Here is a 26,252-nt window from a genome sequence, read left to right as displayed (position 1 = left end):
TAGAAAGTTGCAGGGCATCACTGCCACTACTGGAGGCCCTCTGCAAGGCCGTAGGCCAGGTTACATAGTTCCCCGCCGATAGTTTCAGCATAGTCTCGGGACGCGGCGTTGGGGGCGCTGGAAGATGTAATCTGAAAGTTAGTTCTGAAGTGGCCGGAAAGTTCTTTATTCATCCTTCTAAGTGAGGCACCGATGGTTGCAGAAGCCGGCCCGGAATCTGCACGGGACATTGCGGTCCGCTTGCAGGATCTGGTGTTGTACAGCAGTGATGTCGAGGAATTCCTGAATGAGCTCGCCGTGTTGTCCAGCTCATGGTTCTCGGCGCCCGGCAGGACAGTCCACTGCGGAATCACCCTGCTGCGGCGCAAGAAATCCGCCACCATAGCCAGCAGTGATGCCCAGGCTCACGAGTTGGACGAGATCCAGCTGGCCTTTAGCGAGGGCCCCTGCCTGACAGCCATGGAAAGAATGGAAGCCGTCTTGGTTCCGGACCTAGGGAAGGAACATCGCTGGCCCGAATACGTTGCCGCAGCATCAGGGCACGGGATACATTCCATCCTGGCTGTCCCGCTGGCGGTGGAGGGAGAAACCAGAGCGGCGCTCAATCTCTTCGCCGGCCGGCCCCATGCCTTCTCAAGCCAGGACATCGACGACGCCGCGAGCTACGCCGAAAACGCTTCGAAAACTCTCCGGCTTGCCCTCCGGATCGCGCATCTGACGGACGCGCGGAACAACCTCGCAGCGGCGATGGTCTCCCGGACCACCATCGACGTTGCCACCGGCATTATCATGGCGCAGAACCGGTGCAGCCAGGATTCGGCCGTCAAGATCCTCAGGAGCGCTTCCAACACGAGGAACATAAAGCTGCGGGACGTCGCAACGCGGATCGTAGCCTCAGTCTCCGAAGGCCAGCCGTTGACGACGTACTTCGACGAATAGCAGCCTTCACCCAGTCCTAGTTACTGGCTCCTGTTGCGTCGTGGGCTTCACCCACGGGTTTGGATTCCGGCGACCCGCGCTGGCGCAGGTAGACGCTCAGGATGACCATGGACCACACGGCGAGGAACTCCGACTGCCAGTTCTGCAGTGTGCGGTTCCAGAATTCAGGGGACGCCACATATTCTCCCCAGGTGCCCGGGTCCTGCAGGTTGGTGATCTGTTCCTCCGCATAGGCGCTGAAGCCGGTAACGGACTGGACCAGCCAGGACAGGATGAAGACTGTCCCCATGACCAGCCCCAGCGAATTAGCGAAGATCCAGGTCTTCATGCCGCCGGCCTTGGCCCATGTCGGGGATTCGGGCTTGGCAAATTGTCCGATCAGCTGATCCTTTTCAGACCCGTGGCCGCGTTTTTCGATCGCTTTGGACTCAGGCGAGCCCTTTTGGACCAGCCACACGGTCAGGACGATAAAGAGCAGGAACTGAAGGTACTCGGACTGCCAGTTTTCGGCCACGTCCACCGCAAAGCTCGACGACGTCACGTATTGCCAGAAACTGATGCCATCCAGATTCGCTGCCATTTGCTGTTCATTGAAATAGGCGAGGCCGCTGAACGCCTGCCCCGTCAGTGAGCCAAAAAACAGGGCAGCGAACGTTATGCTCAGGCCGTTCGTGAGCCACGGGTTGTGCTTCATCGGCCCATCACCCCGATGAGAAGCAGGTATGCCAGTCCGACGGCGATGATGCTGAGACATATCCAGAAAGCCCAGCGCATGTCAGCCACCTTCCACATCACAGTCGTAGGGACGTTCACCCCGGGAAGTGCACCCCGCCGCCGTGATCTTCCAACTGTCCCCGGATTTGGTCAGGAACACGGTGTCTTCATCGAGGAAAACCTGCGCGCTTGAACCATAGGCCTTGGCCTCGGTTGCCCGGGTTGCGGCCGGCAAGTTCAGGGCGGAGAGCTTCTCGCCGCAGGTACCGGCGGAGCCGTCCTCGAGCTTCTCCACAACGGCCGGGGCCAGAAGGCCGCAGCCAGCCGAAGGATCTCCAGCGGACACCATCTTGTGGAATTCCACGGCGACGCGGGCGGCACCATCGGCTCCCGCATTGGAACCCGAGCATCCGGTGATAACAAGAACCAAGGATGCAAACGCTGCCGCCGGCATCCCGTTGGTCCTTATTGATATTCTGAAGCGCATATGCTAAGGCTCCTTACTAATTCTTCCCTTAGAGTACACAGGCACCAAGAAAACATTAAGATCCCCGCCCTAACCCTCCAGTTCGGCTCTTCGGAACCGCAGCTCACGCTGGCTGCCGCGCACCACGGAGCCGCTGAACGGGAGGACGTCGAGATCAACGCCGGCGGCTGCCGCCAGGGCGATGGCCTTGGCCGACGACGCAGCGCGGGCAGGCAGGCCGATGCTGTCCGCAAATTCGGCCCAGTGCCGTGCCCTGAGGTTCTTGGTCTTACCCGCGAGGGGCAGCGCCATCGTGTCGTCCCCGTACAAAAGCGTGCACGGGACGTCGTAGACCGGGGCGGCTGAAAACCCCCTGGTTCGGCTGCCCAGAACCGCAACATTCTTCGCGTGGAGGTCCCCATTGCCGGTCAACCAGGCGAAGAGGAACTGGAGATAGAGATTGCGCACCGCGACGAGGGGCGCCTTGCAGTGCCCGGCCAGGGCCAGAACCACGTCTTCCGAGTTGATTGCATACTTGGAGGCCGGCGGCAGGCCAAGAACCTGGGTCCCGTCTTCCAGCGGCAGGCGCAGCCAGGCGCCGTCTGCGGCCGGGGCCCGATCGAATCGCTCGACGAGCAGGCCGGGCAGGCCGTTCCTGTCGGTTATGACCGAGCTGGCCGCCACCGGAATCTTCAGGGCCTTCGCCGCCGCCAGGTGGACGGCTTCGTTCTCCACCAGATGCGGATGCTCCGGCGGATCGAGCTTCAGCAAATACCTGTGTCCCCGCATGGTTAGAGGCGTGGTCATCATCGAGGCGCTGGCTTTCGTCTGCACGCCGGGCAGGCTGTGCTGGTCGACAGCATTGGCCAACGCTGAAAAATCCAGCTCACCGGGCTGCGAGGAGTCCGCCAGCGCCGGAGTGTCTTCCGGAGCCTCGCCTGCGGGAACCACCTGGACGTCGCCCGGAACGTCCGAGCCAACCGCCAGCAGCAAGGTCATTTCATCGCTGAAGCTCGTCTTTGCCGCGTTCTTCAGCACGGTCAGCCGGTGGCCTTCAGGGAGCAGCCCCGCGAAAAAGGCGGGAACCGCACCCGCAGGGGTCTCGACGGCGGTCTCGGACAGTGGCAGGGAAAATGCCACCGCAGCCTGGCCCCCCGCCAGGTACTCCGGTGAGTACTGAAAGGCCACACCTCCCCTCTCAGTGCGCTTCAGGCTCCCGGCCAGAACACCGTCCTTGTAGACGTCCGCCGCCTTGATGAACTTGAGATCCTGCAGGTCAGCGGCCATCAGCGCACCGCCACATGCAGTCCCAGGACGTTGGCTGCCGCGACGACCGCTTTCAGCGACGGGTTGCCGGTGCCCGTTTCAATCGCTCTGACTGTCCGCTGGGACGTCCCGGCCAGATGGGCCAGATCCTCTTGGGAAAGCCCTGCATCCTTTCGGGCACTCCGGATGCCGGCACCTATTGAGGTGAAGTCGTCCACGGATCTCCTTCCGGCAACATCCTGCCGTTACTGGCCTAACTCCAACCAAGGATCCCCGAAAGGAGCACTTTAGGCAATATCCTGCCGGTTCACCCGGTTTCGCCTCCTGCGACATGACCGGAGGGTGTTATCGGCAATATATCGCCGACCCCCGCCCCAGGGATCAGGTCAGTGACCAGCCCCCAGTTTCCCTCCCAAGCGTCGCGCATCGTCGTGCTGGCCTCGTTCAGCCCAATGATCTTCACGTCTTTGCCGTGGTGGTGGTACTTCTCCGTGATGGCGTCCAGGGCGGCGATGGTGGAGGCGTCCCAGAGGTGCTTGGCACCGGGGAGCGTCAGGGATCCGCTGGGGGTAGCTCGGAAATGCTCGCTGAGTATCTGGAGAAGGCAGTACATCCGCGGACGAAAATGGCCCGGAATCTTGCCCAGGCCGACGAATTCATCACTAGGATCAGCGCCCCGTAGGGCAGCGGAACAGCCTTAGACCGCGGTTAAGTGAGGCAGCGCAGACCAGTGCATTGATACTCTGGATGGGAGCTCAACGTCAGGGGGACACGGAAATGGGCTTCAGAAATCTCCGCCAGCGAAAAGCTGCAACCGCGGCTCCTGCGGTTACTAATCCCGAGTCCGCTGTGGCCCAGAATGAGCCCTTGTCGCCGGCACGCTTAGAGGATCTGCGGTGCGCGTGGGACGAACTCGCTGAGGCAGCCAAGGACTCCAAGGTGACCAGCTTCCATGCCTATACCCGGACAGGCCGGTCCTGGACGGAAGACCCGGCCGCCGTCAGGGCCGTAGCAGCCACGCTCCGTGAATTCCCGGATACGGACGGCCACCGGACGACTTAGCAGGCTGGGTTCCAACACCATGACCTGTACAACGTTTGTAACCCCGCATGTGAGGACCGGTGTTCCGCATCGGTCGCCGACCGCGACCTCATCGAGGCGTGCCGCGCCGCGATGCGTGGAGAGTCGTTCCTCTACCCCGGCGCGGTCACCGCGCTCATCCGCGACCATCTGGAGCGCTACCGCCGGGGCGACCGGATACCGGACAGCATCCTCACATCCCGCCGCCCGAAACCCAACCGTCCCTCACATCTGACCGCCTCTTCAAGAAAGGCGGGAGCGTCCCACGGAAAGCGGCAGGATGTGCGGGATCGTCCGGGAAGAACCGGCAGGCAGTGAGGGAGGGTTAGGAAAAATGGTGGCGAAAAGTGCGGGGGCGTTGGGATTCACCGGTGGTAGCGTGACGCGTATGCAGGACGTTCCCGGCCGCAAAGCCCGGCCCGCCGCCTCCGCTGCCGGTGGGGGCGGGCGGAACTCCCGCGGAGTTGTCGGCCGCATGGGCCTGGGAAAGAGCTCGAAAGTCTTCCCGCGCATCCTCAACGTCTTCGCCCCGCAGCACCCGGCGCAGGTGATCGTCCTCGGGTTCGCCGCCGCGATTGCCGTGGGGACCGCGCTGCTGATGCTTCCCGTCGCCAGGAACGGCCCAGGCTCAGCGCCCTTCATGGATGCCCTGTTCACGTCGACGTCGTCGGTGTGCGTGACGGGGCTGGTCACGGTTGACACCCCCGTGTACTGGAGCGCCTTCGGGAAGGTGGTGATCCTGGCCCTGATCCAGCTCGGCGGGTTCGGGGTCATGTCCTTCGGCACCCTGCTGGGTGTGCTGCTGGCCCGGAGGCTGGGCCTTCGCTCCCGCCTCGCCGCGGCCGCCGAATCGCAGGCGACCGGCTTGGGCGCGGTCCGCCAGGTCATCCTGGGTGTCCTCGCCGTCAGCCTCACGGTGGAAGTGATCCTGGCCGGGCTGCTGGCGGCGCGGTACGTCGACGGCTACGGGTACTCCCCCGGCCGCGCCCTGTGGCATGGCGTCTTCCACTCGGTGTCCGCCTTCAACAATGCCGGATTCGCCTTGCACTCGGACAGCCTGATGGGCTTCGCCGGCGATCCCTTGATCTGCCTGCCGATCGCCGCCGCCGCGATCATCGGCGGCCTCGGCCTTCCCGTGCTGTTCGAACTGCACCGGCAATACCGCCGGCCCATCCACTGGAGCATGAACACGAAGCTGGTCCTGGTGGGCACCGCCGCGCTCCTGGTCGGAGGCGCCGGCTTCCTGACCGCCGTCGAATGGTCCAACCCCGCCACGCTGGGAGGACTGCGACCGGGTGAACGGGTGCTGGCCGGTTTCTTCCAGTCGGTCATCGCCCGCACCGCGGGCTTCAACAGCATCGACATCGGGCAGATGCATCCTGCGTCCTGGCTCGGAATGGACATCCTGATGTTCATCGGCGGCGGCCCCGCGGGCACGGCAGGCGGCCTGAAGATCACCACGTTCGGCGTGCTGTTCTTCATTCTTCTCTCCGAGCTGCGGGGCGCAACGAGTGTGAACATCTTCGGCAAGCAGCTGCCCCGCGCCGTGCAGCGCCAGGCGATCACCGTGGTGCTGCTGTCCATCGCCCTGGTGGTCGGCTCCACCGTTTTCCTGATGCTCATCACGGACTTCGGCCAGGAACAGATCCTGCTGGAGGTGGTCTCGGCCTTCGCGACGGCGGGACTCTCCACCGGGATCACGGCGGCTTTGCCGCCGGCCGGGCAGCTGGTCCTGGTGCTGCTGATGTTCGTCGGGCGCCTCGGCCCGGCAACCCTGGGCGCGGCTCTGGCACTCCGCGAGCGCCCGGTCCTGTACGACTACCCGAAGGAAAGGCCCCTCATTGGCTAAGAACATGTTCTCCCGCAGCGGTGACCGGCCAGCGGTGGCGGGCTCCGTCGTCGTCATCGGCCTGGGCCGCTTCGGCGGCGCCCTGGCGCTGGAACTTGAGGCGCAGGGCACCGAGGTCCTCGGCATCGACGCGAACGAGGAAATCGTGCAGTCCTACAACGGGCGCCTGACCCATGTGGTGCGCGCGGACTCCACCAAGGAGGAGGTCCTGCGCCAGCTCTCCGTGCACGAGTTCGACCGGGCCGTGGTGGGCATCGGCAGCGACATCGAGGCGAGCATCCTGACCACCTCGCGCCTCCTCACGTTCCGCAAACCGCAGATCTGGGCCAAGGCCATCAGCGATCCCCATGCCGAGATCCTGGAACAGCTCGGCGTTAACCACGTGATCCGCCCGGAGCACGACATGGGCAAGCGTGTGGCCCACCTGGTCCGCGGCTCCCTGCTCGACTATGTGGAGTTCGAGGACGACTTCGTGATGATCCGCACCAGCCCGCCGTCGGAAGCGCAGGACCGCCCCCTCGGCGTGCTGGGCATGCGGGACAAGTACGGCATCACGATTGTGGCGGTCAAGCGCCCCGGCGGCACATGGGGACACACCACCGCCCAGACCGTCCTGTACGAGGAGGACCAGATCATCGTCCAGGGCAGCAAGACCCAGGCCGAATTCTTCAGCAACCTCCCCTGACGGTCACCCCGCCTCGACGAACGCCACGTGCCTCCACGCGCCGGGGCCCGGCTTTGGCGCCGCCGGTTCCTGCTGTCCCGCGGGAGGACCGGGATTCCCGACGACGGCGGTGGGCCTTCCGGCCGGTACCCGCCGAACGCTGAGCTGCTCAAGGTCCAGCAGCCTCCGGGCACCGGTCCGGGCATCGATGATCCAGAACAGGTTGATGTCCTCCAAGGTCCTGCTCACCCTTCCCCGGTGGGCGAGGCGCCCGCGGTGCCAGGCCTCGATTTCGTCCCCTGCCGCAAGCTCCGCCACGGAACGTACCTGAAGATCCCCATCCTCACCCATCATCGGGCCCCTTTCACGAAACTGCTTCAACAAGGCAAGCCTGCACCATGGAGTTTTCTGCAGCGTTTCAGGATGGTGTTTCCGACGTGTCAGCCCTGTTTCCTGTTCCGGCGGAAAACCGCACCGCATGCCCTGATAGCAGCCGGCGGGCCCGGGCAGTCGGCGGGCCGGGTCAGCCGATGAGTTCGGCGCGTTCTTTGACGGCGTTGATGTATCCGGTGCAGTCCTGTCCCATGGCCAACCTCCACATCAGGTCCAGCAGGGGACCGCTGAATTCCTCCGTCACGCGCAGGTGACTCTTCCCTCCATGAGGTGAAAGTGTGAACGTCCGGACACCCCTGAAGAGGCCCAGAGGCAGGCCGCCGGTCCAGGTCATCAGCTCTCCGGGGACCTGCTGGACACGCAGCCGGAAGGTTCGGTTTCCGCCGGTCCGGGTCCGGATTCTGATGGTGCCGCCGTTGCGCACCTGGCCTTCGATGCGGGTGACTCCGGAGTCCCAGACGGTGTAATTGCCGTCGTCGGTGATGATGTCCCACACGGTGGAGGACCGGGCGTAGATCGTTGCCTCTGCCTCAAAGAATTTCATAGCCAGCAGAGTACTTCGCGCAGTTGACGCCGGGCGGCCGGGTTGGGGGCGGCTGGGTGAACATCACATGTCATATGCGCATTTTGGGCCTGGCGATCCCGGAGCGGGTTCCGGATCAGTGAGCGACGCGACTTTTTCGGACTTCGTATTGCGCCCGGGCCAACAATGCTCCACACTGACTACAGATCCGCAGGAAGATGCTTCCGCCGATCCAGCCCGCCGGAGACCACGGCCGGCACCGCCCCATCAGAAGATGCCGGGCACCCCCTCTCGAATCACCGCTTCCGCCTCCCCGGCTATGACCGGACCCGGAAGCCTGTGCGCGCTGAGAGCCCGTCACATCCCGTTGAGAAAGAGACCCACGATGATAAAGCGCCACTCGGACCTCGTCCTGGAAATCACCGCCCACGACCCCGACACCGTCGAAAATGACCTGAACACCGCCGTCGAGATCGCCCGCGAACACGCCATGCAGGAACGCCGCCACGGCATCCTGGTCACGCAGCACGGGTACACGAGCTACACCGTCGCGGTCAGCCGCGATGTCCCGTACGGGCAGACACACGAACGGCGCGAACAAGCGCAGAACTGACCGAGCAAGACCCGGCCGCTGAGCCCCGCGGGAGTGTGAAACCCCCGCGGGGCGTGAAAACCCCGCGGGGGCTCAGACGGTGACGGCGATCTTGCCGCGGACCTTGCCGGCGTCGAGATACCGCATGGCGTCCGGAACCTGGTCAAGCGGGTAGCTCCGGTCGATGGCCGGGGCGAGGGATCCGGCGTCGAACAGTCCGGCAAGGTGCTCAATGTCCTCGTGGCCCTCGCGGGCGGCGAGCATGGTCAGCCTCTGGCTGATGAACGGGGACAGTGCCAGCGCCCGGAGCTGCCGGTCCAGGCCTCCGGTCAGGGGGCCGCCCTCCTCCCCTCCCGCAATGACGGCCGTGCCCGACGGCGTGAGTGCGCGGCGCAGTCGCGCCAGGGAGGGATTCCCGGCGAGATCCAGGATGACGTCGTATTGCCGGGTGCCGTCGGCGAAGTCCTCCCGGGTGTAGTCGATGACATGATCGGCGCCGAGGTCACGCACCAGATCCATCTTCGACGTGCTGCACACCCCCGTGACCTCCAGCCCGGAGGCCTTGGCGAGCTGCACCGCGTAGCTGCCCACGCCGCCGGAAGCACCCAGGATCAGCACCTTCTGGCCGGCCTTGATCCCGCCGGCGCGGAGCCCCTGCAGGGCAGTACCCGCGGACACCGGCACCACCGCGGCCTGTTCGAAGGAGAGGCTTCCGGGCTTGTGGGCGAGCTTGTCCTCCCGCGCCACGGCGTACTCGGCGAACGAGCCACTGCCGATGCCAAACACCTCGTCGCCGGCGAGGAACCGGGTGACGGCCGATCCCACCGCCGATACCGTCCCGGCCAGGTCCCGCCCGGGGACGGGGTTCCTGGGCCGGCGGAGGCCGAAGAAGAGACGGAGGAGGTACGGCTTGCCCGTCATCACGTGCCAGGTGCCGCGGTCCAGTCCGGCGGCGTGGACCCGGACGAGCACTTCGTTGGCCTTCGGTGCGGGCCTCGGAATGCTCGCCAGCCGCAGGACGTCAGCCTGGCCATAGGCGTCCTGCACGATGGCACTCATGGAAGTCCCATCGAAAGAGACGTCCTCCGCAAGTGGGAGCTCTGTGACGCGCTGGCCGTCAGAATCCATGACCGTTTCCTTTTCGGGTAGGGATACAGCGGAACTTTTCGTACGCTGTACGACAAACGTTAGCGTACAGTGTACGAAAGAGCTAGAGGCGGGGAGGATAAATGTCGACGCCAGCCCAGGACCGTCCGCCGAAACGTGTCGCCCTCAGCCGGGAAAGGGTGCTCCGGTGCGCGCTGGACCTGGCAGACGAGTCCGGAATCGCCGCGCTGACCATCCGTTCACTGGCCGAGCGCATGGGAACGAAGGCCATGTCGCTGTACCACTACGTTGCCAACAAGGATGAGATCCTGGACGGCATCGTGGACCTGGTCTTCAGTGAAATCGCCGCTCCGTCACCGGAGGGCGACTGGCGGGATGAGATGCAGCGCCGGGGGCATGACGTGCGGGGCGCACTGGCGCGCCACCCGTGGGCTGTGGGCCTGCTGGAATCGCGAACGTCCCCCGGACCTGCAACGCTGCGCCACCACGAGGCCACCCTTGCAACCCTGCGCGCCGCCGGGTTCTCCGTACAGATGACGGCCCACGCCTATGCACTGCTGGACAGCTACATCTATGGCTTCGCGCTGCAGGAAGCCGCCCTGCCGTTCACGGGCCGGGACACCGCCGCCGAGGTCACGGCGCCGATCGTCGAGAGGTTCTCCGCCGGCCAGTACCCGCACATGGTGGAGATCGCCACCGAGCACGTCCTCAAGCCGGGCTACGACTTCGGGGACGAGTTCGACTTCGGGCTGAACCTCATCCTCGACGGCCTGGGCCGCCTGCTCGCCGGCACTGACCGCGAGGCGACCTGACCCCGGCTGACCCCGGTGTGCCCTGACCCGGCGTGCCCTAGTTCCAGCCGCCGCCCATCCGGATCCGGCCGGTGAAGCCTGAGGCACCGTTGCCGGTATACAGCCACAGGACACCGGCCGTATCGACGGCCAGGAGGTCGTTGCGGACGTCGCCGTTGAAGTCGCCGCGGCCGGCCATGGCGGACATGTAGTTCCAGCCCGAGCCCATCTTCACTCTGGCAAGCCAGCCCGAGCGCCCGTTGCCGGGGTAGAGCCACAGGTTGCCGCTGGTGTCGCGCGCCATCAGGTCGGACCGGCGGTCGCCGTTCATGTCACCGGCACCGACGAAGGCGGTCATCACGTTCCAGCCGCCGCCGGCGGCGACGCGCGGCAGCCAGCCGCTGCGCCCGTTGCCCGGGTAAAGCCACAGCATCCCGCTGGTGTCCCGCGCCAGCAGGTCCGCTTTGCCGTCGCCGCTCATGTCGCCCGGACCCACCATGGCCGTCATGGTGTTCCAGCCGCCCCCCACGCGGATGCGCGGAAGCCAGCCGCCGTTCCCGTTGCCCGGGTAGAGCCACGATGTTCCGCCGGTGTCACGGGCCAGGATGTCGGCCCGGCCGTCACTGTTCATGTCGCCGGTTCCGACGACGGCGGTCATCCCGTTCCAGCCGCCCCCCACGCGGACGCGTGGCAGCCAGCCGCCGCGCCCGTTGCCCGGGTACCGCCACAGGGTTCCGTCTGAGTCACGCGCCAGGACATCTGTTTTCCGGTCAGAGTTCAGGTCTCCGGCGGCGACGATCATGGTGATGTGGACGCGGTCCGGCAGAACAGCGGCCGCGGCGTCCACCAGGCCGGCACCGCAGCCCGGCAGGCACCCGGCGGGCAGGGGCCGGGCCGTGGCCTTGAGCCGTTCCTCCACGGCGGCGGGATCGGCGTTCGGTCCAAGCTTGGCCATCAGCAGCGCGGCTGCTCCGGCAACGTGCGGGGCGGCAGAGGATGTGCCCTGGGCGAAGTAGTAGTCCGCCATGGCGGGGCTGGTTTCGCCAAAGTTGGAGGTGGAGACGATGCCGTCGTCCGGCGTCATGCTCACGTCTCCCCCGGGTGCGGTGAGATCCACGGCGTCGCCGTAATTGGAATAGGGCGCAAGCGAGCCGTTGCGGGTGCCGGCGGCAACGCTGATGACGTTCTGGCAGTTGGCGGGGCTGGAGGCTTCCGCGGGCTGGCTTTCATTTCCGGCGGCCACCACCACGACGGCGCCGTGGCTGTTCGCGGTGTCGATGGCCGACTGGAACGTCTGCGAGCAGGCCTCCACACCGCCCAGGCTCAGGTTGATGACGCGGGCGGGATTGGGGTTGATCCCCCCGACGCCGGGGACCGGGGCGCCTGCTGCCCAAAGGACGGCGTCCGTGATGTCCGAGACGTAGCCGCCGCACGGGCCCAGGGCCCGCATCGGCAGGATTTGGGCGTGCGGGGCAACGCCCGCGACGCCTTGGGCGTTGTCAGTAACGGCGGCGATGATGCCCGCCACGTGGGTGCCGTGCCACGACGACGGCCATGCCGGCGAGCCGGGGCACAGTTCCGTTGGCCCCCAGTCCCCTTCGTCGGTGGCATCGGGGTCCCGGCCGTCACCGTCGCGGGCTTCGGAGGCGACGGAAATCATGTCATAGCCCGGCAGCACGTTCGCGTCCAGGTCGGGATGACTGGTGATGCCGGTGTCCACCACGGCCACCACCTCACCCTCACCGCGGGTGACGTCCCAGGCCGCGGCGGCACGAACACCGGCGGGCTCCTGGAACAGGTTCCACTGGTAGGGCACGCCCGGATCGTTCGGCGGGGCGGCCTTCGCCTGCATGATGCTGTCCGGCTCGGCATAGGCGACGGCGGGATCGGCCCGCAGCGAGGCCAGGAGGGTCTCTGTTTCGGCGGGAGCGAGCTTCTTCCCGGCGCGCAGCACGCGCGCGTTGCCCGCCATGGACCGGACGTCTTTGACCTGGATTCCAAGCTTGGCAGCCGCGGTGCCGAAGGTCTTGGCCCGGTCCGCCGGTGCGGGTGCGGCACCGTCCTTGTACTTGACGATGAACTGGTCAGTCGGGACCGCGCCGCGGGCCGGGTGGAGTGCGGCCGGAGCGACCTTCGGCGTGGCAGGGAAAGGTGCGGGCTGATCCTGGGCGGCTGTGGCAGGCGGTGCGATCAGCACGGCCGCGACCAGGGCGGCAACGCCCGTCAGTGTCAGGGATGCGCGGAAGATAGATTGGCGCGGGTAAGGCATTAAGACCATCCTGTGCGGCATGCGTCCGGCCCTAAAGGCTCAGACATGGTTGAGGCGCGGCCCCCCGCCGCGTCCGGGACAAGTCTACCGGCGGGTGATGCCCGCCGGCTTGGTCCATGAGATTCAGGAGACTGCTTCACAGACACTCGACGAGCTTTTCGTAGGGAAGGCCTCTCCACACATTGGTGGCATTGACGGTGTAAAGACCCCTGATCTGGATCTTCCAGACGCCTTTGAAAGGGCCGTTGTGCGTGTATGCCGTGCCGCCGGTGTGGACCACAGCATTCTTTGGGTCCGTCACGGTGAACTCCAGGGAGGTGGCGCGCGGGACGGTGCCAAAGCTGTTGACAACGACGCTGAGTTTGCGCGGGGCAATTGCGCAGGTTGCGGTGACGTCGGAGCCGACCGGCGCGGCCAGGGTCAGTGTCGAGGCGGCTACCGCTCCCGATGCCTGGCTGGTGAACATGGCCTGGGCGATGCCCGGAGCTGTCATCAGCAGACCGGCTGTCAGCAGGACCACAGCTATCCGCCGAAACCCAGACGTTGATGTCACGTCTGGGTTTCTTTGGCTACTGCGCACGGTCTGCGGCTTCCTGTCGGTCTTACGGTTTTGTTTAACTTTGTTTCTCCAGCGGCGCCGGAACGCCGCTACGAGGCGGGCCGCCGGGCCGCCGTCGGCTTTCTCCAAATTGCGGTCAGGAGCACACCCACCAGCAGCGCCGGAGCCCCGTATGTCAGTACACCCTGGACAAGCGGGTCGCGCAGGGTGCGGATGGCCGTTCCCAGGTAAGGAACGGTGACGGTATGTACGGCGACAGTGTCTTCCTGCAGCGTCGCAGTCCAGGGGTCGACCGCCGGGTTGGCGTCCCCCTTGGTGCGGACGGTGACAGTTCCGTCCGCGCTGCGGTCCACTTCGATGACCCGGTGGGTTTCGACGCGGTGGTCCTCAACGGGGATTCCGTAGGTGATGACGTCCCCTGTCTTGACCTCGGCTGCCGGCTTTGCGACGGAGACCACCACGTCCCCGGGATTGATCAGCGGGGACATGGAGCCGGTCAGCATGGTGCTGGTCTGATAGCCGAGGATGCGCGGCCCGACGGCCAGGAACAGGAAGGCCGCAATGGCCGTCATCATCCCGGCGGTGGACAGAATTCGAACGAAAATCCGGACCGCCTTGCGCCACATAGGCGGCGCCGGCACGGAAGGTTCTGTCACCGCCTCGGCAACCCGCGGGCTGTCGTGAAGCACTGATGCGGTCACTGTGGTCTCCCTTCGGGGTCTGTCCTCCCCGCTGGCGTGCTGGTCAGCGGGGAGATGCCGGCGGCGGCGCGGGACTGCTTACTTGCTGGTGCCCGAGCGCTGGGTACCGGTGAAGAGCAGCGAGATGGTGCTGGTCTTCGCCTGGAAGTCGTCGTCCGCTTCGGCGGGGAGCGTCATGGTGGTCCGCAGGTAGTCGGTGGCGCCGGCCGCCGTGGACCGCAGGTTGGCCAGGGCCAGGTCGGCGCCGATGACGGGACGGCTTGCGAGAACGGTGGTGACATCGCCGTTGCAGGTGTACGTGTAGGCAGGTTCGGTGCCGGCTTCGATCCAGGCGTCGGAGCAGTTGTGGATGGCCAGCTGAAGCCCCTTGGTGGCGTCGGTGTTCAGCACTGAGGACGTGGTAGCCGAAGAGGTGAGGGTGATGCCGGCGAGCGCCTGGCTGCCGGCGTTGGACAGCGTTACGGCGCGCTGCACGGTGTCCCCGGGGACGAGGCCGTCGGCGTCGACGCTGAGTCGGTTCGCTGCGCCGTCGGCACCAAGGGCGATCTTCACGGTGCCGGAAGCAACATCTGTACTGGCGGACGTGCTGGATGTAAAGGCGCCGTAGGTGCCGAGGCCTGCGACGCCAGCGGCGGACCCGACCAGGGCCAGGGAAGCGAGGACCTTGCCGGACGTGGTGTTGAGGTTGAGACCCATGATGACGAACTTCCATTTCTTGTGAATGGGACCGCCGTTTTGCGACCCGCTGGCTGCTGGCTTTCCCCTGCCAGCTACGCCTACAATGCCGGGCCATTCTCAAGAACCGATACTTCAATCAATCAAGATCGAGTCAAGATTGCTGCCGCCCGCAATCCACCCCGCCGACACCCTTCGTTCACCTCGGATCGCGCCTCCGCCGCGCCACGCCGTCCGACTCTTCCCCCTAAGCCCGGAATGCCCCACACTATGGGCAGGAGTCGTTCTTACCCGCGGAAGGCAGGTCAACCATGGTTCCTCTCATCTCCCTTGCAGCTCTCATCGGCCCGCAGGAGCACAGGCCCGGCGCAAGCATCCCCCGGCCGGTGGAGTCCACCGATCTAATGGAACTGACGGACCTGTATCTCCGCTCCTACCATCCCGAAGCGGACCGTCTGGATGCGGAGAAAGCGGCCGCCAAGATCAGCAGGATCTTCGCCGGGGCGCACGGAAATCCCATCCCCCAAGCGTCCCTGGCAATAGTCAATGCGGTCGGGCAGATCACCGCGGCCATCTTGGTCACGGACCGCCATGTCGGCAGCGCCGCCCCCGGAACGGCGTACATCGCCGAGCTCTTCACGCACCCCGACCACCGCAGGCAGGGCCTCGCCGAGGACCTGCTGCGCCGGGCCATGGACGTGCTGCACACGCTGGGACACAGGACCGTAGCCGTTACCGTGCACAGCGCTAACGCCCCTGCCATGGCCCTGTACCTCTCCCGGGATTTCCGCCGCCTGACGCAGCGGTCCGGGGACGACTAACCGGAGATCCAACTTTGCGGCGGTTGAGTACCGCCGCACAGTCATTCGGTGCCGGCGGCGGGTCCACTTTCACGGGAAAGCGGAAGGTCCATGAACTCGTACAGCTCACGCCATGCGTTATCCAGCCGCAGTTCAGCCAGGACGAGGTCCTCTTTGCCCGGCTTGCCTTCGGCTTTGGCGCCCTCCCTCAGCGCAACGACTTCGTGATACAGCGCGTCAACGCTGTTTAACAGACTCTTGAATTGGTCGTCAGCCATGGCACGAGACTAGCGGAGAGTCGGGCACATAGACACGCTTAAATCCTTACCGTAGCTGTCCGACCCAATAGTTCAGCCCGCCCGCGTGACGGCCAGGGTCACCGTTCCGGACGGCTTACCGGTACCCGTCCACGATCGCCGCCGCGATCTCCTTATACGCCCGCCGGGTCTCCGGCTTCAGCACATCCAGGGTCACCAGGTCGCCGTGGGCCACTCCCCTGTCATGCGGCACGGCGATGAGCTCGCGGCACATCCCGGAGAGGTGCTCCTCGATGGCGTCCGTATTCGTGATCACCACGATCACGTTGCGTGCCAGATCCTCGTACCGTTGCTGGAGAGCGCCGCACGGTGCTGCGGGGCCGCTTGGCGCCGCTCACCGCGTAGCCGGCGGCGATGATCAGGTTGTCCACGGACGGCAAGATGCCGCTCATCCGCATTGTGCAGCACGCCTGCCGCCATCGGGCAGCGGGAACTGAAGCGCACGGGCACAGGGGAAGCAAAATGCCACTATTGCCACCTTCGATGGGCGTGTCATTCACACCGGCCCAAAGACACTGGCCGGCGTTTACGCCACCCTCGCTGCTGCGGAAGCCCGCGGCAGGGGGACGGTCGTGTATCTCCCGGCCGGAATCTACAATGTGGGCAACACCCTGAGCATGTCCGGGTACTCGGTCCAGCTCCGCGGCGCTGGCGCCGCTGGAACGTCGTCCAACCCGACGGGCACGGTGTTCTACGCCAGACGCAGACGGGTCCGGTCATCGACTGGACCGGATGGGTTCCGCCAACCAACGCCTTCACCGCCAAGGTGCGGCACAGCGACTTCCTGGTGCGTGGTTCCGGCGTTGCTGACCCGACCAAGGCGAACGCCGGCATGAAGTTCGCCGCAATGTCCTCCGCATCCTTCTTGGACATCGCCGTGCGAGACACGGGCGGGCCGTGCATCGACATCAACCCGACGCCCGGCAACGGGTTCTACCTGTGCGCCATGGAGCGGCTGACGCTGAACACTCCGGTCGGGGCGAAGGCCAACGACGTACCGTACTTCCGGGCCATCGAGGCGAACGGAACAGGTTCCGTGGCATCGGCATCCGGTCGATCTCCACATCAGCGGACGTTGGCGTGTCCGGCGCGGTGGTCATCGCCAGCAACGCATCCTACTCCGGCCACGACAATCTCTATGACGCGTGGTGGTTTGAGAACCTGCACGTCCCTGACGGCGGCACCCTCGTGGCCCACGCCAACAACACCAACACCATTCGCGACTTCCAGTGGTTCGACGTGTTCAAAGAAGACGGCGCGACAGGGACCAGCTACTTCCGGTTCACCGCGCCTGCAGTCCCCAACACTGGCGGCAACTTCCTTACCGGCGTTATCCCCGGCAAGGGCACCAACGTCAACGACCTTGACATGGGCGTTGACATGCAGCAGTCCCGCAACCGCGTCCAGGGTACCAAGGGCTACCGGGGCACGAACGTCCTCATCGCGCCCGGCATCACCAACACCGATGTTGACCTCGGCGGGGCAGTCTCCACGGCGACCGATCCTGCTGTTGTGGCAACGCCGGCAATGCAACGAACACTGTCAGGGACGCGTACCTCGGAGTCAACCCGGCGCGTGGCACCAAGATCATCAGCGGGCGCTACTACGGACCAGGCCCGCACATCCCGTCTACCGCCGTGATAGCGGACGGGACGCTGATGGCGATCCCGTTCTACGTCCCGAACGGATTCACCGCTGTCAGCATTGAATGCGTGGTCACGGTGGCCGTAGCATCCAGCGCAGTGCGCCTCGGCATCTACGCGAACAACGCCGCCACCGACACCCCCGGCGCCCTGATCCTCGACGCCGGGACGGTTGACTCCTCGACTACCGGGGTGAAGGCTATCGCCATTAGCCAGCATCTGAACCCCGGGCTGCACTGGCTTGCCGCTGTAGCGCAGGGAGGCGCACCGACCGTCAGGACGGTGGGCATCATCTCCATGACGCCGGTGGCGTCAACAACCTTCGCGGGAACGTCCGCAACGGTGGGACAGAACTGCTCCTACATGACCGGAGTGACTGGTGGACTCGGCGCCTGGGTTGGCGCGAAAGCTTCGGCCGGCGGCCCGAAGATCATGGTCAAGGCCGCGTAGCTATCGGCCGTGCGCCAGTATGGGCGGCGTGGACTTACCTCTGCGCTTTACGTACTGGCGCCCGCTCGGCGGGACCGGCAGTTCCCTCTTCTGCGGCAGGGACCAGCCGAAAGCGGCGAGCAGACCGAGGATGATGATCAGTCGCGGGCCAACGCGGGAGACGTAGGTGAACGTGCCGCCCCACATCAGGTCCACGATGCTCGCGCCGAGGATCGTCACAGTGGTCAGCATCAGCAGACCCCGGATGGTGGTCACGGCGGTCGGCTGGCGGTTGACCATCAGGGTGTCGAGCTTGTTCACGAACCATGCGTAGATCGGGACCATGGCCACCAGCCCGACGATGCCGAACCCGTATAACCATTCGCCGTAGAACAGTGCGAGCTCGGAGTGCCCGGACCCCATCAGGTCTGGCCGGAACAGGTCAGCGAGTTCCGCGCCGAACCCGACCGGCTTCGACGGCCACACCTCGCGGGGAACCATGGACACCAGTGACGAGAAGAACGTCTCACCCCACGTGTGCTTGATCTCGCCGGCATGGTCCATGTCAAGGAGCTGCGCGAACCTCGCGGCAGGGCCAAGGACCGACCCAAGTCCAGTGACGTTGTCTGCTTGGTTCGGGTTCAGCGTGGCGGTGAACTCGGCGCGGGACGCGGCAAGGTAGGCGAGGCCGGGCACGATCCCCACGAGCAGCGCAGCCTTCACGGCCCGTTTGCCCCAGCGGTGGGAAGCGAGCAGAGCGATGGCCAGAGCCAGTGAGCCGAGCTTGATCCTGCCGAATCCGCTGAAGATGAACTCCATGTAGGCGAGGAATCCGAGCCCAATGATTACGTAGGCGAAGACGATCTTCCGCTCCCGCCGCAGGGCCGAGAGGGCGAACAGCACCACGCCAATGTATGCAGCACCCTCAACGAACGGATTAGCGGCCAGTGAGGTGCGGGACGCTGCGACGGCCGCGCCGAGCAGGCCCAGTCCCCCCCACATACCCCAGCGGGCAACCTTCGGAGCGACGGGCTGGACGACCACCTCTGTCGCCTGCCGCGGCTTCCACGCAATGTAGTACATGAGCAGATGCGTCACGAAAGCTATCGTGATCGCCGGGACGAGGCTGACATCCGACAGGCCGAGGCCCGTGTCGAATAGCAACGCGCAGCCGGGGAAGAAGATGAACAGGCCTGCCGTGAACAAGGCGATGCCGGGCGCGGTTATCCGCTGCCCGCCGTCAGCCCAGAACCCCCACGCGCAGAACAGAACACCCAGGGCGCCGAGACTGAACTGCACCGTCTGCCAGTCGAGGCCGAATCCGCCCAGCAGGTGAACGAGTGTTATCGGCACAAGCCAAAAGATCAGCGCCGGGGAAACCTTGCGCGTCATGAGTACATGAAGTAGCTGACGACCATCGATGCGATAGTGATCGGCATGAGCACGCGGCTGCAGATCCAATCAATCTGACGGTCGATTAGATCCCGAGCCCAGCCCGGACGCCAAGGACACGAGAAGAACGTTCCGCGGTCGGATCGGTCAGAACGACGAGAGTCCCCCAGTTTCATGTCCCTCAGTCTACGGCCCATAAGACCGACATCGCAGCCGGGTAGACCGTGCTGGTACGCGAGTACTGAGTGCTACCCCGCTCTCAGATCCACGTATACCCCTGCAGATAAACGGGTACCGGCCACGGTGGTTGATGCAAACCCCAACAAATACCTTCATGACATGGATAGAGAATCTCCAGGGAATGATCAGCCTGCATCTGGCGAGGATGCCGTCGTAAAACGTCGCGGCGTTCTCAGGTTCGGTACCATGCTGACAGCCTTGACCGGCGCCACGGCGATGTCTGCCACCACCGCCGATGCCGCCACTACAGACGACCAAACCACCGCATATGTTCCCGTTGCCGAAAAGGGCGCCGCGCAAGGTGTTGCCACCCTGGATACCGGGGCGAAAATCCCGCCGACACAGATCCCTGACCTTTACGCGCCTGAAGGCGGAGGTAGGCCCGTAGGTAAGGGCGAACTGATCGTCAACGTCCGCGACTACGGAGCCGCTTGCAACGGCACCACCGATGACACTGCGGCGCTTCAAGCCGCCATCGCCTCCGCATCCGGCGGGGTCGGCATACCTGCCGTGACGATCCTTATTCCTGGCACCCTTCGGATCACCAAGACCATCTTGATCACACAGAAGGGCATAACCCTTAGGGGGCGCGGTCTTGGCAACCCGGCAAACTTCCTGCCATCGCCGAGTGCCGCATCGGTCATCCGCTGGGATGGCCCGGCCGGCATCCCCATGTTCACCATTACCGATTCTCGTTTCGTTTCAGTGGAAAACATGCTGATCCTTGGCAATGTCACTAACCGCCCCTCGGACGGGTTCTACTTCAACTCTGCTGGCGGCTCCATCGGCACGAACGCCGAGATCAAATTCAGCAGGGTCACGATCGGGGGATTCCCCTGGGCGACCCCAGACACGCCACCAGGCATGATGACCATGGACAACGGGATCCGCTTTGGAGGTGCGAACGAGAACAATGACCAGATGAGCTTCGAAGACGTCGTTCTGTGCCAGTGCACCGTGGGGCTGGCGTTGCCCAACAGCCAGTCAATATGGGGAGAGAGCCAGAATGTCTTATTCAATCGGTGCGGGATCGGGTTGAAGACCAGCGCACAGCACACCCTCTATAACGCCACATTCAACGGCTGCGGCATCGACGCCCAACTGGACAGCACCGCGAAAGTCGATGTGTGGGGATGGTGCAGCGAGGGCTCCAGACAGATATTCAACATCACCGGACCCGGTGCGCTATCGGTTGGCGGCGGAGTGTGGGCGGTCCAAGCCGTCATGCAAGGCAAGACGAATATTGCCATCGCGCCGATGCTGGGTGCGAACTTATCGATCCGCAACGTCACCATCAACTACCAGATCACACCGAAGCCGCCCCTGGTTATCCGGGGCACATACGCTGTCAACCCATACCAGATCACAATCATCAACTGCTCCGGCTTAGACCTGACCACGATGGACATTCAGGGCTACGGCGCAGCAGGTAAAACGTACGTGGATATCAGCACGCAGGGCCTAACCCTCAACACCACGATCACTCGGAAGCCCCTGAGCACCTACATCGCGCCCGTCGTGAAGTCCGGCAACTACACCCTCATCGATGGTGAATGCGCCCCGCTGCTGACGAACGGGGCGGCTGTCACGATCACGCTGCCCGACCCGACGACTGTCACGGCCGGGCGTACCCGATTCACTATCAAGAATATCCACACGAGCAACGCGAAAGTTGTAAGCGCTGGAACAAGCAAAACTATCGACGGCGCCGCGTCCCTCACGCTAATCCGGTGGGCGAAGGCCACGTTCTTCAGTGACGGAAAGCAGTGGCTTTCGCTGTGAGTACCAGCGGATAGATAAGACCGGTTAAGTTCACTCCCCAGAGGTGAGACTTAGGAGCCGGCGGTTGCGGCACTCGCTGTCCGTTCGATCTGACCGCACTTCGTACTATCCGGCAATCAGGAAGCGGCCAATCCGCTCCCGCGTCCCCAACCCTTACCTGTACCCGTCCACGATCGCCGCAGCAATCTCCTTGTACGCCCGCCGTGTCTCCGGCTTCAGCACATCCAGAGTTACGAGGTCCCCGTCGGCGACTCCCCTGTCGTGCGGGACCGCGATCAGCTCGCGGCACATCCCGGAGAGGTGCTCCTCGATGGCGTCCTTGTCCACCCGGGAAGATACCTCGTCCTTGTCCGTGATCACCACGATGGCGTTGCGAGCCAGATCCTCATAGCCGTGGCTGGCGAGCCACTGCAGGGTGCTGCGGGCGCGCTTGGCGCCGCTGACTGCATAGCCGGCGGCGATGATCAGGTTGTCCGCGGACTGCAGGATGCCGCTCATCGCGTTGTGCGTCACACCGGTACCGCAGTCGGTGAGCGCCACCGAGTAGTAGCTGGCAATGACCTTGCGGATCCGCAGATACTCTTCCGCGGTGAGCGAGTCGGAGACTTCCGGATCCTGTTCGCCGGCGATGAGATGGAGACGGCCTGAGTGGTGCATGTAGCGGGACAGCCCGGTGAGGGAATCGATCGCATCGATGTTCTTGAGCAGGTCAGTGATGGTCCGCGGCGTGGCCTGCTGGTAGATGCCTTCGCCCAAAGCACGCTCCACGAGGTCTCCGGAGTCCGGGTTCGCGTCGATGGCGCAAGGCGGATCGCCGCGGAATTCGGCGAGGGTCAGGCCCACGCCCACGGTGGTGGAGGTCTTGCCGATGCCGCCCTTGAGGCTGAGCACGGCCGTGTTGAAGCTGCCCTGCAGCTGGCGGGAGATGCGGCGGGCCAGCTCGTCCTCCTCGCGCTCCTGCGCGCTGGGGCCCAGGTTCCAGGAGCCCCCGGTCACGCGGTAAAGGAAGCCGCGGAAGCCGCGCTTGGGGCGAGGCTTCTGCTCACGGACGAACGACGTCGGAAGAGCGGTGGCGTCGGCCGTCGGGAGTTCCGGTTCGGGGGAAGCTTCCTGAACAGACGACGCCGGCGCTCCTGCCGGACTACGGGTAGGCGCCGGCGGGGCGTCAGGTGCGCCGGAGTGGGCGTCAGCGGCTGCGGCGGCCTCGGCCCAAGACGAGCTGCGGACGGGGAGCACGGGGACGGAACTGGTGTTGGATGTCACTGCGTCAAGGGATCCTGTCCAGTCGTCGGAGTCGCTGCCGTCACGGCGGCGGGCACGGCGGCGGCGCAGCTCGGGCTGCTCCGTGTCGGTGTCTGCTTCGGCTATTTGGTTATCCGCCGGTTTGGGCATGTTGGTCCCCCCAGGGCTCACAGCAATATTCCGCTGCGCTTCTCGATTGGATAGGTTCAAAGAGCAATTCTAGGCGCTGAAGCCCATGCCCCTGTCATCAGCTCCGGAGGAGTGCAGTCGCGACTACAGCGGCTGTGAGGATGAGGAGTATCCCAAGGATGACGTAGCTCCACCACTTTGGGCGGCTGCGGTGGGGATTAATGTCGATGTACGGCACGCCTACGTCTCCGGTGCCGGAGAAAACGGCATACAGCCGGAGCCATCACACGGGCATCCGTGCGGAGCAGATGGAGTCGGGAAAGCCACGATAACCTCCGGGACGGTGAGACCTTGGACGCAATCGCTCTAGCTTGGCGACGGCGACAGTAGCTGGCAAAGAGATCCCCCATAGATCTGGGGTCAGATTACTCAGCAGTCAACGTGGCTGTCCAACTGGACACGTAAAGTCGTTAGAGTCAGCCTGGCTCGTGACCACGTTCCCGAGATTACTCTTGGGCGTGGCGACACCACCACGACTGCAGTTGATACTGCCAGAAATGCCAGTCGAGCGTAGGCCCGCACGGGCAACGCCTGTCAGTGCTGCGGCCGCGTCTCCTGCAGGCGTTTGATGAACCACCGGGACTGCTCCGGACCGTAGGGCAGGACAGGAATGGCCTTAGTGGCGTCGGATGGCGTGTCCCGGATCGACTGGCGTGCTTGCCGGACGGCGGTCGACATCGTGTCTGCCATGGTTTTGACGAAGCGGTCGCTGCACGGCTCACCGTGGCCGGGGATGAGGAATTCGTAACGGTGGCGCAGTGCGGAGAGGTGCCGCAGGGCGTCCGCCCATTCCTCCGGATAGGCGTCTTCGAAGGAGGGATGTGCCCCCTGCTCCACCAGGTCGCCGGCGTACAGGGTGGTGGTGGTACCCACGAGCAGGTCGCCGTCGGTGTGGCCCCGGCCAAGGTAGAACAGCGTGGCAGTCTGTCCGCCCAGATCCACGAGCACCGGCTGGTCCCGGACCAGCGCGTTGGGCACCACCAGTTCAACATTCGCGCCTTCACCGGCGGCCATTTCCGGCTCCCGTTCTGCAACGGCCGCCCGTTGGGCATCGGCGTTTTCGCCGATCTCCTCGGCGCAGTTCTCATGGGCCCAGAACTCGGTCGCGCCGTCTTCCGCGAACACTGAATTGCCGAAGAAGTGGTCGTAGTGCGCGTGCGTGTTCACGACGACCAGGGGCAACTGGGTCTTTTCACGCACGGCGTCCAGAATCTCGCGTCCTTGCCGCGGCCCGCATCCGGTATCGATGACCATGGCCCGTTCCCTGCCGATGATCAGGCCGGTGTTAAGCTTTGAACCTTCCGTCGTCAGCACATAGTTGTCCGTGCCGACCTCGAGCCATCGTGACATTCGTTCTCCGTAAATCTTGGGAGCATCTGCGGTCTTCAGGCCTCGATTCTACCCACGAAGCTGGGAAGTCCCCGGAAATCGGCTTGGGCATTCCGCAGTCGAGCCGGGCTGAGCGGGCTACTGTGGGACTCATTGCGGGAAGCGCCTGATTCTATAATTTGGCGAAAACACGGAATGAATTTTCCTCAAGATCTACAACCAGCCTTTAGGTCTTTGACATTCAGGAAGGCAAACGCTGGTCCCCCTCGTCACTCATCGTGGCGGCTCTTCACCCAAAGGTAAATCCAAGATTTCTGCCGTAGCGTCAGGTCATGGCATACGTTCAGCAAACCCACCTTCGTCCTCACCACCGACCCACCCGGCTGAAGGTCCTCATATATGTGGCCTTTGGCCAGACGGCTGGACTGGCTGCGCTACTCGCCTATGTTGTCAATAGGTGAAGTTTGAGAGTCACCCATTCATAGGCTGCGCTGCCGCTCGTGCACGACTTCTCGGCAGGGCTCGCGATGACTCAGTTGGTTACGAGCATCAATCCAAGGGACCGCAATGGGCCCGATTTTTGTTTTGCCAGCCTCCCGCGGGCCGCGCAATTCTCCTTCGAATTAGTTGATGAAGGCGAGAGTAGCGGCAGAACGATAATGACAGGCCGACCGGATCGCAGCATTGCACTCAGGTGCATAAGCATCTACGTTGGTTTGGCATTCTCGACAAACACCAACGAACTGGTGAGGACAGTCCAGCGGACCATCGCCTTCCCCAAAAGGCAACGATATTTTCATCTGCCTTGTATATCACTATTTGGTTTCCGGCGTGAGCATTCGTCCTAATGGCGAATTGCCGAACCTGTTACAAGTCCGCCAGCAAGGACCCAGGGTTCTCCATCCCGTCCGCGACGTAGCGCAAGAATCCGCCAGCCGTTCCCCCATCGCACACCCGGTGATCGAAGGTAAGCGTCAGTTCGGTGACCTTGCGGACTGCGAGTTCGCCGTCCACCACCCATGGCTTGTCGATGATCCGGCCCACACCCAGGATGGCAACCTCCGGGTAGTTGATGATCGCCGCGGAACCGTCCACGCCGAACACGCCATAGTTGTTGAGCGTGAAAGTGCCGCTGCCCAGTTCGGCAGGCGAGGCTTTGCCGTCACGCACGACGGCGGTGAGCCGCCTGATCTCCGCGTCGAGTTCGCGCGCGCTGAGCTTGTCTGCGTTGCGGACTGACGGAACCATCAGGCCCCGGTTCGTCTGGGCGGCAAAGCCCAGGTTGACACCGTCGAAGGCGACGATTTCCTGCTGTTGGCTGCCGGACGTGTCCTCAGCCGTGACCATCCTCGTATTCAGTTCCGGATACTTTTTTAACCCAGCAGTGACAAAACGGGCGATAAAGGCCAAAAGTCCGGGAGTGTTGTGCCCCGCTTTGTTCTTCAGCTCGGCCCGCATCTCAACGAGCGCGGTCGCGTCGACATCCACCCAAACCGTTGCTTCAGGGATCTCCGCGCGGCTCCGGCTCATGTTGGCGGCGACGGCCTTGCGGACGCGCCGAACGGGCGTGCGGCTCACGATGCCGAGACCAGTGCGGGAATCCACATCGGGCGTGCTGCTTTCGGCAGGCTCAACCAGCGGACGGGCAGGGGTCTCGACAGGCTCAAGCGCCGGAGCGTTGATCGCGGCTTCGACGTCGCGGCGCATGATCACGCCGCTTTCACCCGAGCCCTGCACATGCCCGAGGTCCACTCCATGCTCCTTTGCCATCCGGCGGACCAGCGGGGAAATGACCGCCCCCAGCTTGCCAGGAACCCGGGTGCGCTTCAGGAGGAGGTCATCGGCCGCAGTGGTCAGCTTCGGCTGGGCGCCGGTTTCGGCGGACTTGGTTTCGGCAGACTCAACCAACGAGAGAGTGCGGCGCGGGCGGGTCCGGCGGACCGTAGTCGCACCGCCCGGAGTTCCGTACCCGATCAGGACGTTGCCGGAGCCCGCCTTCTCTTCCTCGCGGTAGGTTTCGGCCGTCACCTCAGCAGGCTGCTGCGCCATCGAGCCACCGACAGGTGTCACCGAAATCAGCGGCTTGCCCACGTCCATGGTCTGGCCCGGTTCGCCGTGCAGCTCGGCGACGGTCCCGGCGTAGGGGGACGGGACCTCCACCATGGATTTGGCGGTCTCCACTTCGGCGATCGGCTGGTCCACCCGGATTTCGTCGCCCACGGCGACGAGCCAGTTCACGAGTTCGGCTTCGGTGAGGCCCTCGCCCAGGTCGGGGAGGAGGAATACTTTGGTTTCGCTCAT

27 protein-coding genes and 1 pseudogene are annotated in these 26,252 nt (G+C 64.5%); 10 read left to right on the top strand and 18 right to left on the bottom strand.

Translation table 11 applies throughout. The features are described from left to right. Positions 1 to 192: 192 nt before the first annotated feature. A complete protein-coding gene (locus AC6CH3_RS16135) occupies positions 193 to 939 on the top strand; it encodes a GAF and ANTAR domain-containing protein (RefSeq protein WP_498133375.1) in 747 nt (248 codons plus the stop codon). 16 nt (positions 940 to 955) lie between these two features. Here AC6CH3_RS16135 and AC6CH3_RS16130 read toward each other — a convergent pair whose 3' ends face one another. The 5 genes and pseudogenes from AC6CH3_RS16130 to AC6CH3_RS16110 all read right to left on the bottom strand — a co-directional run. Continuing rightward, positions 956 to 1,633, bottom strand: a complete 678-nt coding sequence (locus AC6CH3_RS16130; RefSeq protein ID WP_498133374.1) for a DUF6766 family protein — start codon at positions 1,631 to 1,633, stop codon at positions 956 to 958. 81 nt (positions 1,634 to 1,714) lie between these two features. Continuing rightward, positions 1,715 to 2,107 (bottom strand): hypothetical protein, encoded by a 393-nt coding sequence (locus AC6CH3_RS16125; protein WP_498133373.1) that lies wholly within the window; start codon positions 2,105 to 2,107, stop codon positions 1,715 to 1,717. Between the two features lie 102 nt (positions 2,108 to 2,209). After that, a complete protein-coding gene (locus AC6CH3_RS16120) occupies positions 2,210 to 3,406 on the bottom strand; it encodes a type II toxin-antitoxin system HipA family toxin (protein WP_498133372.1) in 1,197 nt (398 codons plus the stop codon). Next, positions 3,406 to 3,603, bottom strand: coding sequence for a helix-turn-helix transcriptional regulator (locus AC6CH3_RS16115; RefSeq protein ID WP_498133371.1), 198 nt, complete (start codon positions 3,601 to 3,603; stop codon positions 3,406 to 3,408). The genes AC6CH3_RS16120 and AC6CH3_RS16115 overlap by 1 nt, the downstream gene beginning before the upstream one ends. Positions 3,604 to 3,771: 168 nt before the next feature. Further along, positions 3,772 to 3,926 (bottom strand): annotated as a pseudogene (locus tag AC6CH3_RS16110) (SulP family inorganic anion transporter); the annotation flags it as partial. 326 nt (positions 3,927 to 4,252) lie between these two features. On the opposite strand from AC6CH3_RS16110, the gene AC6CH3_RS16105 reads away from it, so the two are divergent. The 3 genes from AC6CH3_RS16105 (at position 4,253) to AC6CH3_RS16095 (ending at position 6,999) form a co-directional block, all read left to right on the top strand. Further along, the gene (locus tag AC6CH3_RS16105; RefSeq protein ID WP_498133370.1) at positions 4,253 to 4,447 is read left to right on the top strand and encodes a hypothetical protein; all 195 of its coding nucleotides are present in this window, start codon (positions 4,253 to 4,255) and stop codon (positions 4,445 to 4,447) included. 493 nt (positions 4,448 to 4,940) lie between these two features. Next, positions 4,941 to 6,314: a TrkH family potassium uptake protein gene (locus tag AC6CH3_RS16100; RefSeq protein WP_498133441.1), complete on the top strand. Its 1,374-nt coding sequence runs from the start codon at positions 4,941 to 4,943 to the stop codon at positions 6,312 to 6,314. Continuing rightward, positions 6,307 to 6,999 carry a potassium channel family protein gene (locus AC6CH3_RS16095; RefSeq protein ID WP_498133369.1) on the top strand — a complete coding sequence of 231 codons (693 nt, stop codon included), beginning with the start codon at positions 6,307 to 6,309 and terminating at the stop codon, positions 6,997 to 6,999. The genes AC6CH3_RS16100 and AC6CH3_RS16095 overlap by 8 nt, the downstream gene beginning before the upstream one ends. 3 nt (positions 7,000 to 7,002) lie before the next feature. Here the strand turns inward: AC6CH3_RS16095 and AC6CH3_RS16090 are convergent, their stop codons facing one another. Then, positions 7,003 to 7,329 carry a hypothetical protein gene (locus AC6CH3_RS16090; RefSeq protein ID WP_498133368.1) on the bottom strand — a complete coding sequence of 109 codons (327 nt, stop codon included), beginning with the start codon at positions 7,327 to 7,329 and terminating at the stop codon, positions 7,003 to 7,005. 172 nt (positions 7,330 to 7,501) lie between these two features. Further along, complete coding sequence (locus tag AC6CH3_RS16085) at positions 7,502 to 7,915, bottom strand: SRPBCC family protein (RefSeq protein WP_498133367.1); 414 nt, start codon at positions 7,913 to 7,915, stop codon at positions 7,502 to 7,504. Positions 7,916 to 8,279: 364 nt separating this feature from the next. Here AC6CH3_RS16085 and AC6CH3_RS16080 point away from each other — a divergent pair, with 364 nt between their 5' ends. Continuing rightward, positions 8,280 to 8,507: a hypothetical protein gene (locus tag AC6CH3_RS16080; RefSeq protein WP_498133366.1), complete on the top strand. Its 228-nt coding sequence runs from the start codon at positions 8,280 to 8,282 to the stop codon at positions 8,505 to 8,507. Between the two features lie 72 nt (positions 8,508 to 8,579). Here the strand turns inward: AC6CH3_RS16080 and AC6CH3_RS16075 are convergent, their stop codons facing one another. Next, positions 8,580 to 9,614, bottom strand: a complete 1,035-nt coding sequence (locus AC6CH3_RS16075; RefSeq protein ID WP_498133365.1) for an NAD(P)-dependent alcohol dehydrogenase — start codon at positions 9,612 to 9,614, stop codon at positions 8,580 to 8,582. A 101-nt stretch (positions 9,615 to 9,715) separates the two neighbouring features. Here AC6CH3_RS16075 and AC6CH3_RS16070 point away from each other — a divergent pair, with 101 nt between their 5' ends. Further along, on the top strand, positions 9,716 to 10,405 hold the full coding sequence (locus AC6CH3_RS16070) for a TetR/AcrR family transcriptional regulator (protein WP_498133364.1): 690 nt from the start codon (positions 9,716 to 9,718) through the stop codon (positions 10,403 to 10,405). A gap of 37 nt (positions 10,406 to 10,442) precedes the next feature. On the opposite strand, the gene AC6CH3_RS16065 is transcribed toward AC6CH3_RS16070, so the two are convergent. The 4 genes from AC6CH3_RS16065 to AC6CH3_RS16050 form a co-directional block, all read right to left on the bottom strand. Further along, the gene (locus tag AC6CH3_RS16065) at positions 10,443 to 12,653 is read right to left on the bottom strand and encodes a S8 family serine peptidase (RefSeq protein WP_498133363.1); all 2,211 of its coding nucleotides are present in this window, start codon (positions 12,651 to 12,653) and stop codon (positions 10,443 to 10,445) included. Positions 12,654 to 12,789: 136 nt separating this feature from the next. Then, a complete protein-coding gene (locus AC6CH3_RS16060) occupies positions 12,790 to 13,206 on the bottom strand; it encodes a hypothetical protein (RefSeq protein WP_498133362.1) in 417 nt (138 codons plus the stop codon). A gap of 95 nt (positions 13,207 to 13,301) precedes the next feature. Continuing rightward, entirely contained in the window at positions 13,302 to 13,913 is a 612-nt protein-coding gene (locus AC6CH3_RS16055; RefSeq protein ID WP_498133361.1) for a signal peptidase I, read from the bottom strand. Positions 13,914 to 13,991: 78 nt separating this feature from the next. Continuing rightward, positions 13,992 to 14,609 (bottom strand): TasA family protein, encoded by a 618-nt coding sequence (locus AC6CH3_RS16050; protein WP_498133360.1) that lies wholly within the window; start codon positions 14,607 to 14,609, stop codon positions 13,992 to 13,994. Positions 14,610 to 14,899: 290 nt separating this feature from the next. On the opposite strand from AC6CH3_RS16050, the gene AC6CH3_RS16045 reads away from it, so the two are divergent. After that, positions 14,900 to 15,409 carry a GNAT family N-acetyltransferase gene (locus tag AC6CH3_RS16045; protein WP_498133359.1) on the top strand — a complete coding sequence of 170 codons (510 nt, stop codon included), beginning with the start codon at positions 14,900 to 14,902 and terminating at the stop codon, positions 15,407 to 15,409. Positions 15,410 to 15,450: 41 nt separating this feature from the next. Here AC6CH3_RS16045 and AC6CH3_RS16040 read toward each other — a convergent pair whose 3' ends face one another. After that, on the bottom strand, positions 15,451 to 15,666 hold the full coding sequence (locus AC6CH3_RS16040) for a hypothetical protein (RefSeq protein ID WP_498133358.1): 216 nt from the start codon (positions 15,664 to 15,666) through the stop codon (positions 15,451 to 15,453). Positions 15,667 to 15,781: 115 nt separating this feature from the next. Further along, on the bottom strand, positions 15,782 to 15,970 hold the full coding sequence (locus AC6CH3_RS16035) for a hypothetical protein (RefSeq protein ID WP_498133357.1): 189 nt from the start codon (positions 15,968 to 15,970) through the stop codon (positions 15,782 to 15,784). A gap of 815 nt (positions 15,971 to 16,785) precedes the next feature. On the opposite strand from AC6CH3_RS16035, the gene AC6CH3_RS16030 reads away from it, so the two are divergent. Together AC6CH3_RS16030 and AC6CH3_RS16025 are read left to right on the top strand one after the other, a co-directional pair. After that, entirely contained in the window at positions 16,786 to 17,346 is a 561-nt protein-coding gene (locus tag AC6CH3_RS16030) for a hypothetical protein (RefSeq protein ID WP_498133356.1), read from the top strand. A 17-nt stretch (positions 17,347 to 17,363) separates the two neighbouring features. Continuing rightward, on the top strand, positions 17,364 to 17,798 hold the full coding sequence (locus AC6CH3_RS16025) for a hypothetical protein (protein WP_498133355.1): 435 nt from the start codon (positions 17,364 to 17,366) through the stop codon (positions 17,796 to 17,798). Here the strand turns inward: AC6CH3_RS16025 and AC6CH3_RS16020 are convergent, their stop codons facing one another. Next, positions 17,799 to 19,169 carry a hypothetical protein gene (locus AC6CH3_RS16020; RefSeq protein WP_498133354.1) on the bottom strand — a complete coding sequence of 457 codons (1,371 nt, stop codon included), beginning with the start codon at positions 19,167 to 19,169 and terminating at the stop codon, positions 17,799 to 17,801. 339 nt (positions 19,170 to 19,508) lie between these two features. On the opposite strand from AC6CH3_RS16020, the gene AC6CH3_RS16015 reads away from it, so the two are divergent. Next, a complete protein-coding gene (locus AC6CH3_RS16015) occupies positions 19,509 to 21,191 on the top strand; it encodes a glycosyl hydrolase family 28-related protein (protein WP_498133353.1) in 1,683 nt (560 codons plus the stop codon). Between the two features lie 153 nt (positions 21,192 to 21,344). Here the strand turns inward: AC6CH3_RS16015 and AC6CH3_RS16010 are convergent, their stop codons facing one another. The 3 genes from AC6CH3_RS16010 to AC6CH3_RS16000 all read right to left on the bottom strand — a co-directional run bounded on the left by AC6CH3_RS16010 (position 21,345) and on the right by AC6CH3_RS16000 (position 26,252). Beyond that, positions 21,345 to 22,583, bottom strand: coding sequence for a MinD/ParA family ATP-binding protein (locus AC6CH3_RS16010; protein WP_498133352.1), 1,239 nt, complete (start codon positions 22,581 to 22,583; stop codon positions 21,345 to 21,347). A gap of 573 nt (positions 22,584 to 23,156) precedes the next feature. Next, entirely contained in the window at positions 23,157 to 23,972 is an 816-nt protein-coding gene (locus AC6CH3_RS16005; protein WP_498133351.1) for an MBL fold metallo-hydrolase, read from the bottom strand. 846 nt (positions 23,973 to 24,818) lie between these two features. Further along, positions 24,819 to 26,252 carry a dihydrolipoamide acetyltransferase family protein gene (locus tag AC6CH3_RS16000; protein ID WP_498133350.1) on the bottom strand — a complete coding sequence of 478 codons (1,434 nt, stop codon included), beginning with the start codon at positions 26,250 to 26,252 and terminating at the stop codon, positions 24,819 to 24,821.

The sequence above is a fragment of the Arthrobacter sp. GQ119 genome (assembly GCF_059759125.1).
This window is presented reverse-complemented; position numbering and strand designations above follow the sequence as displayed.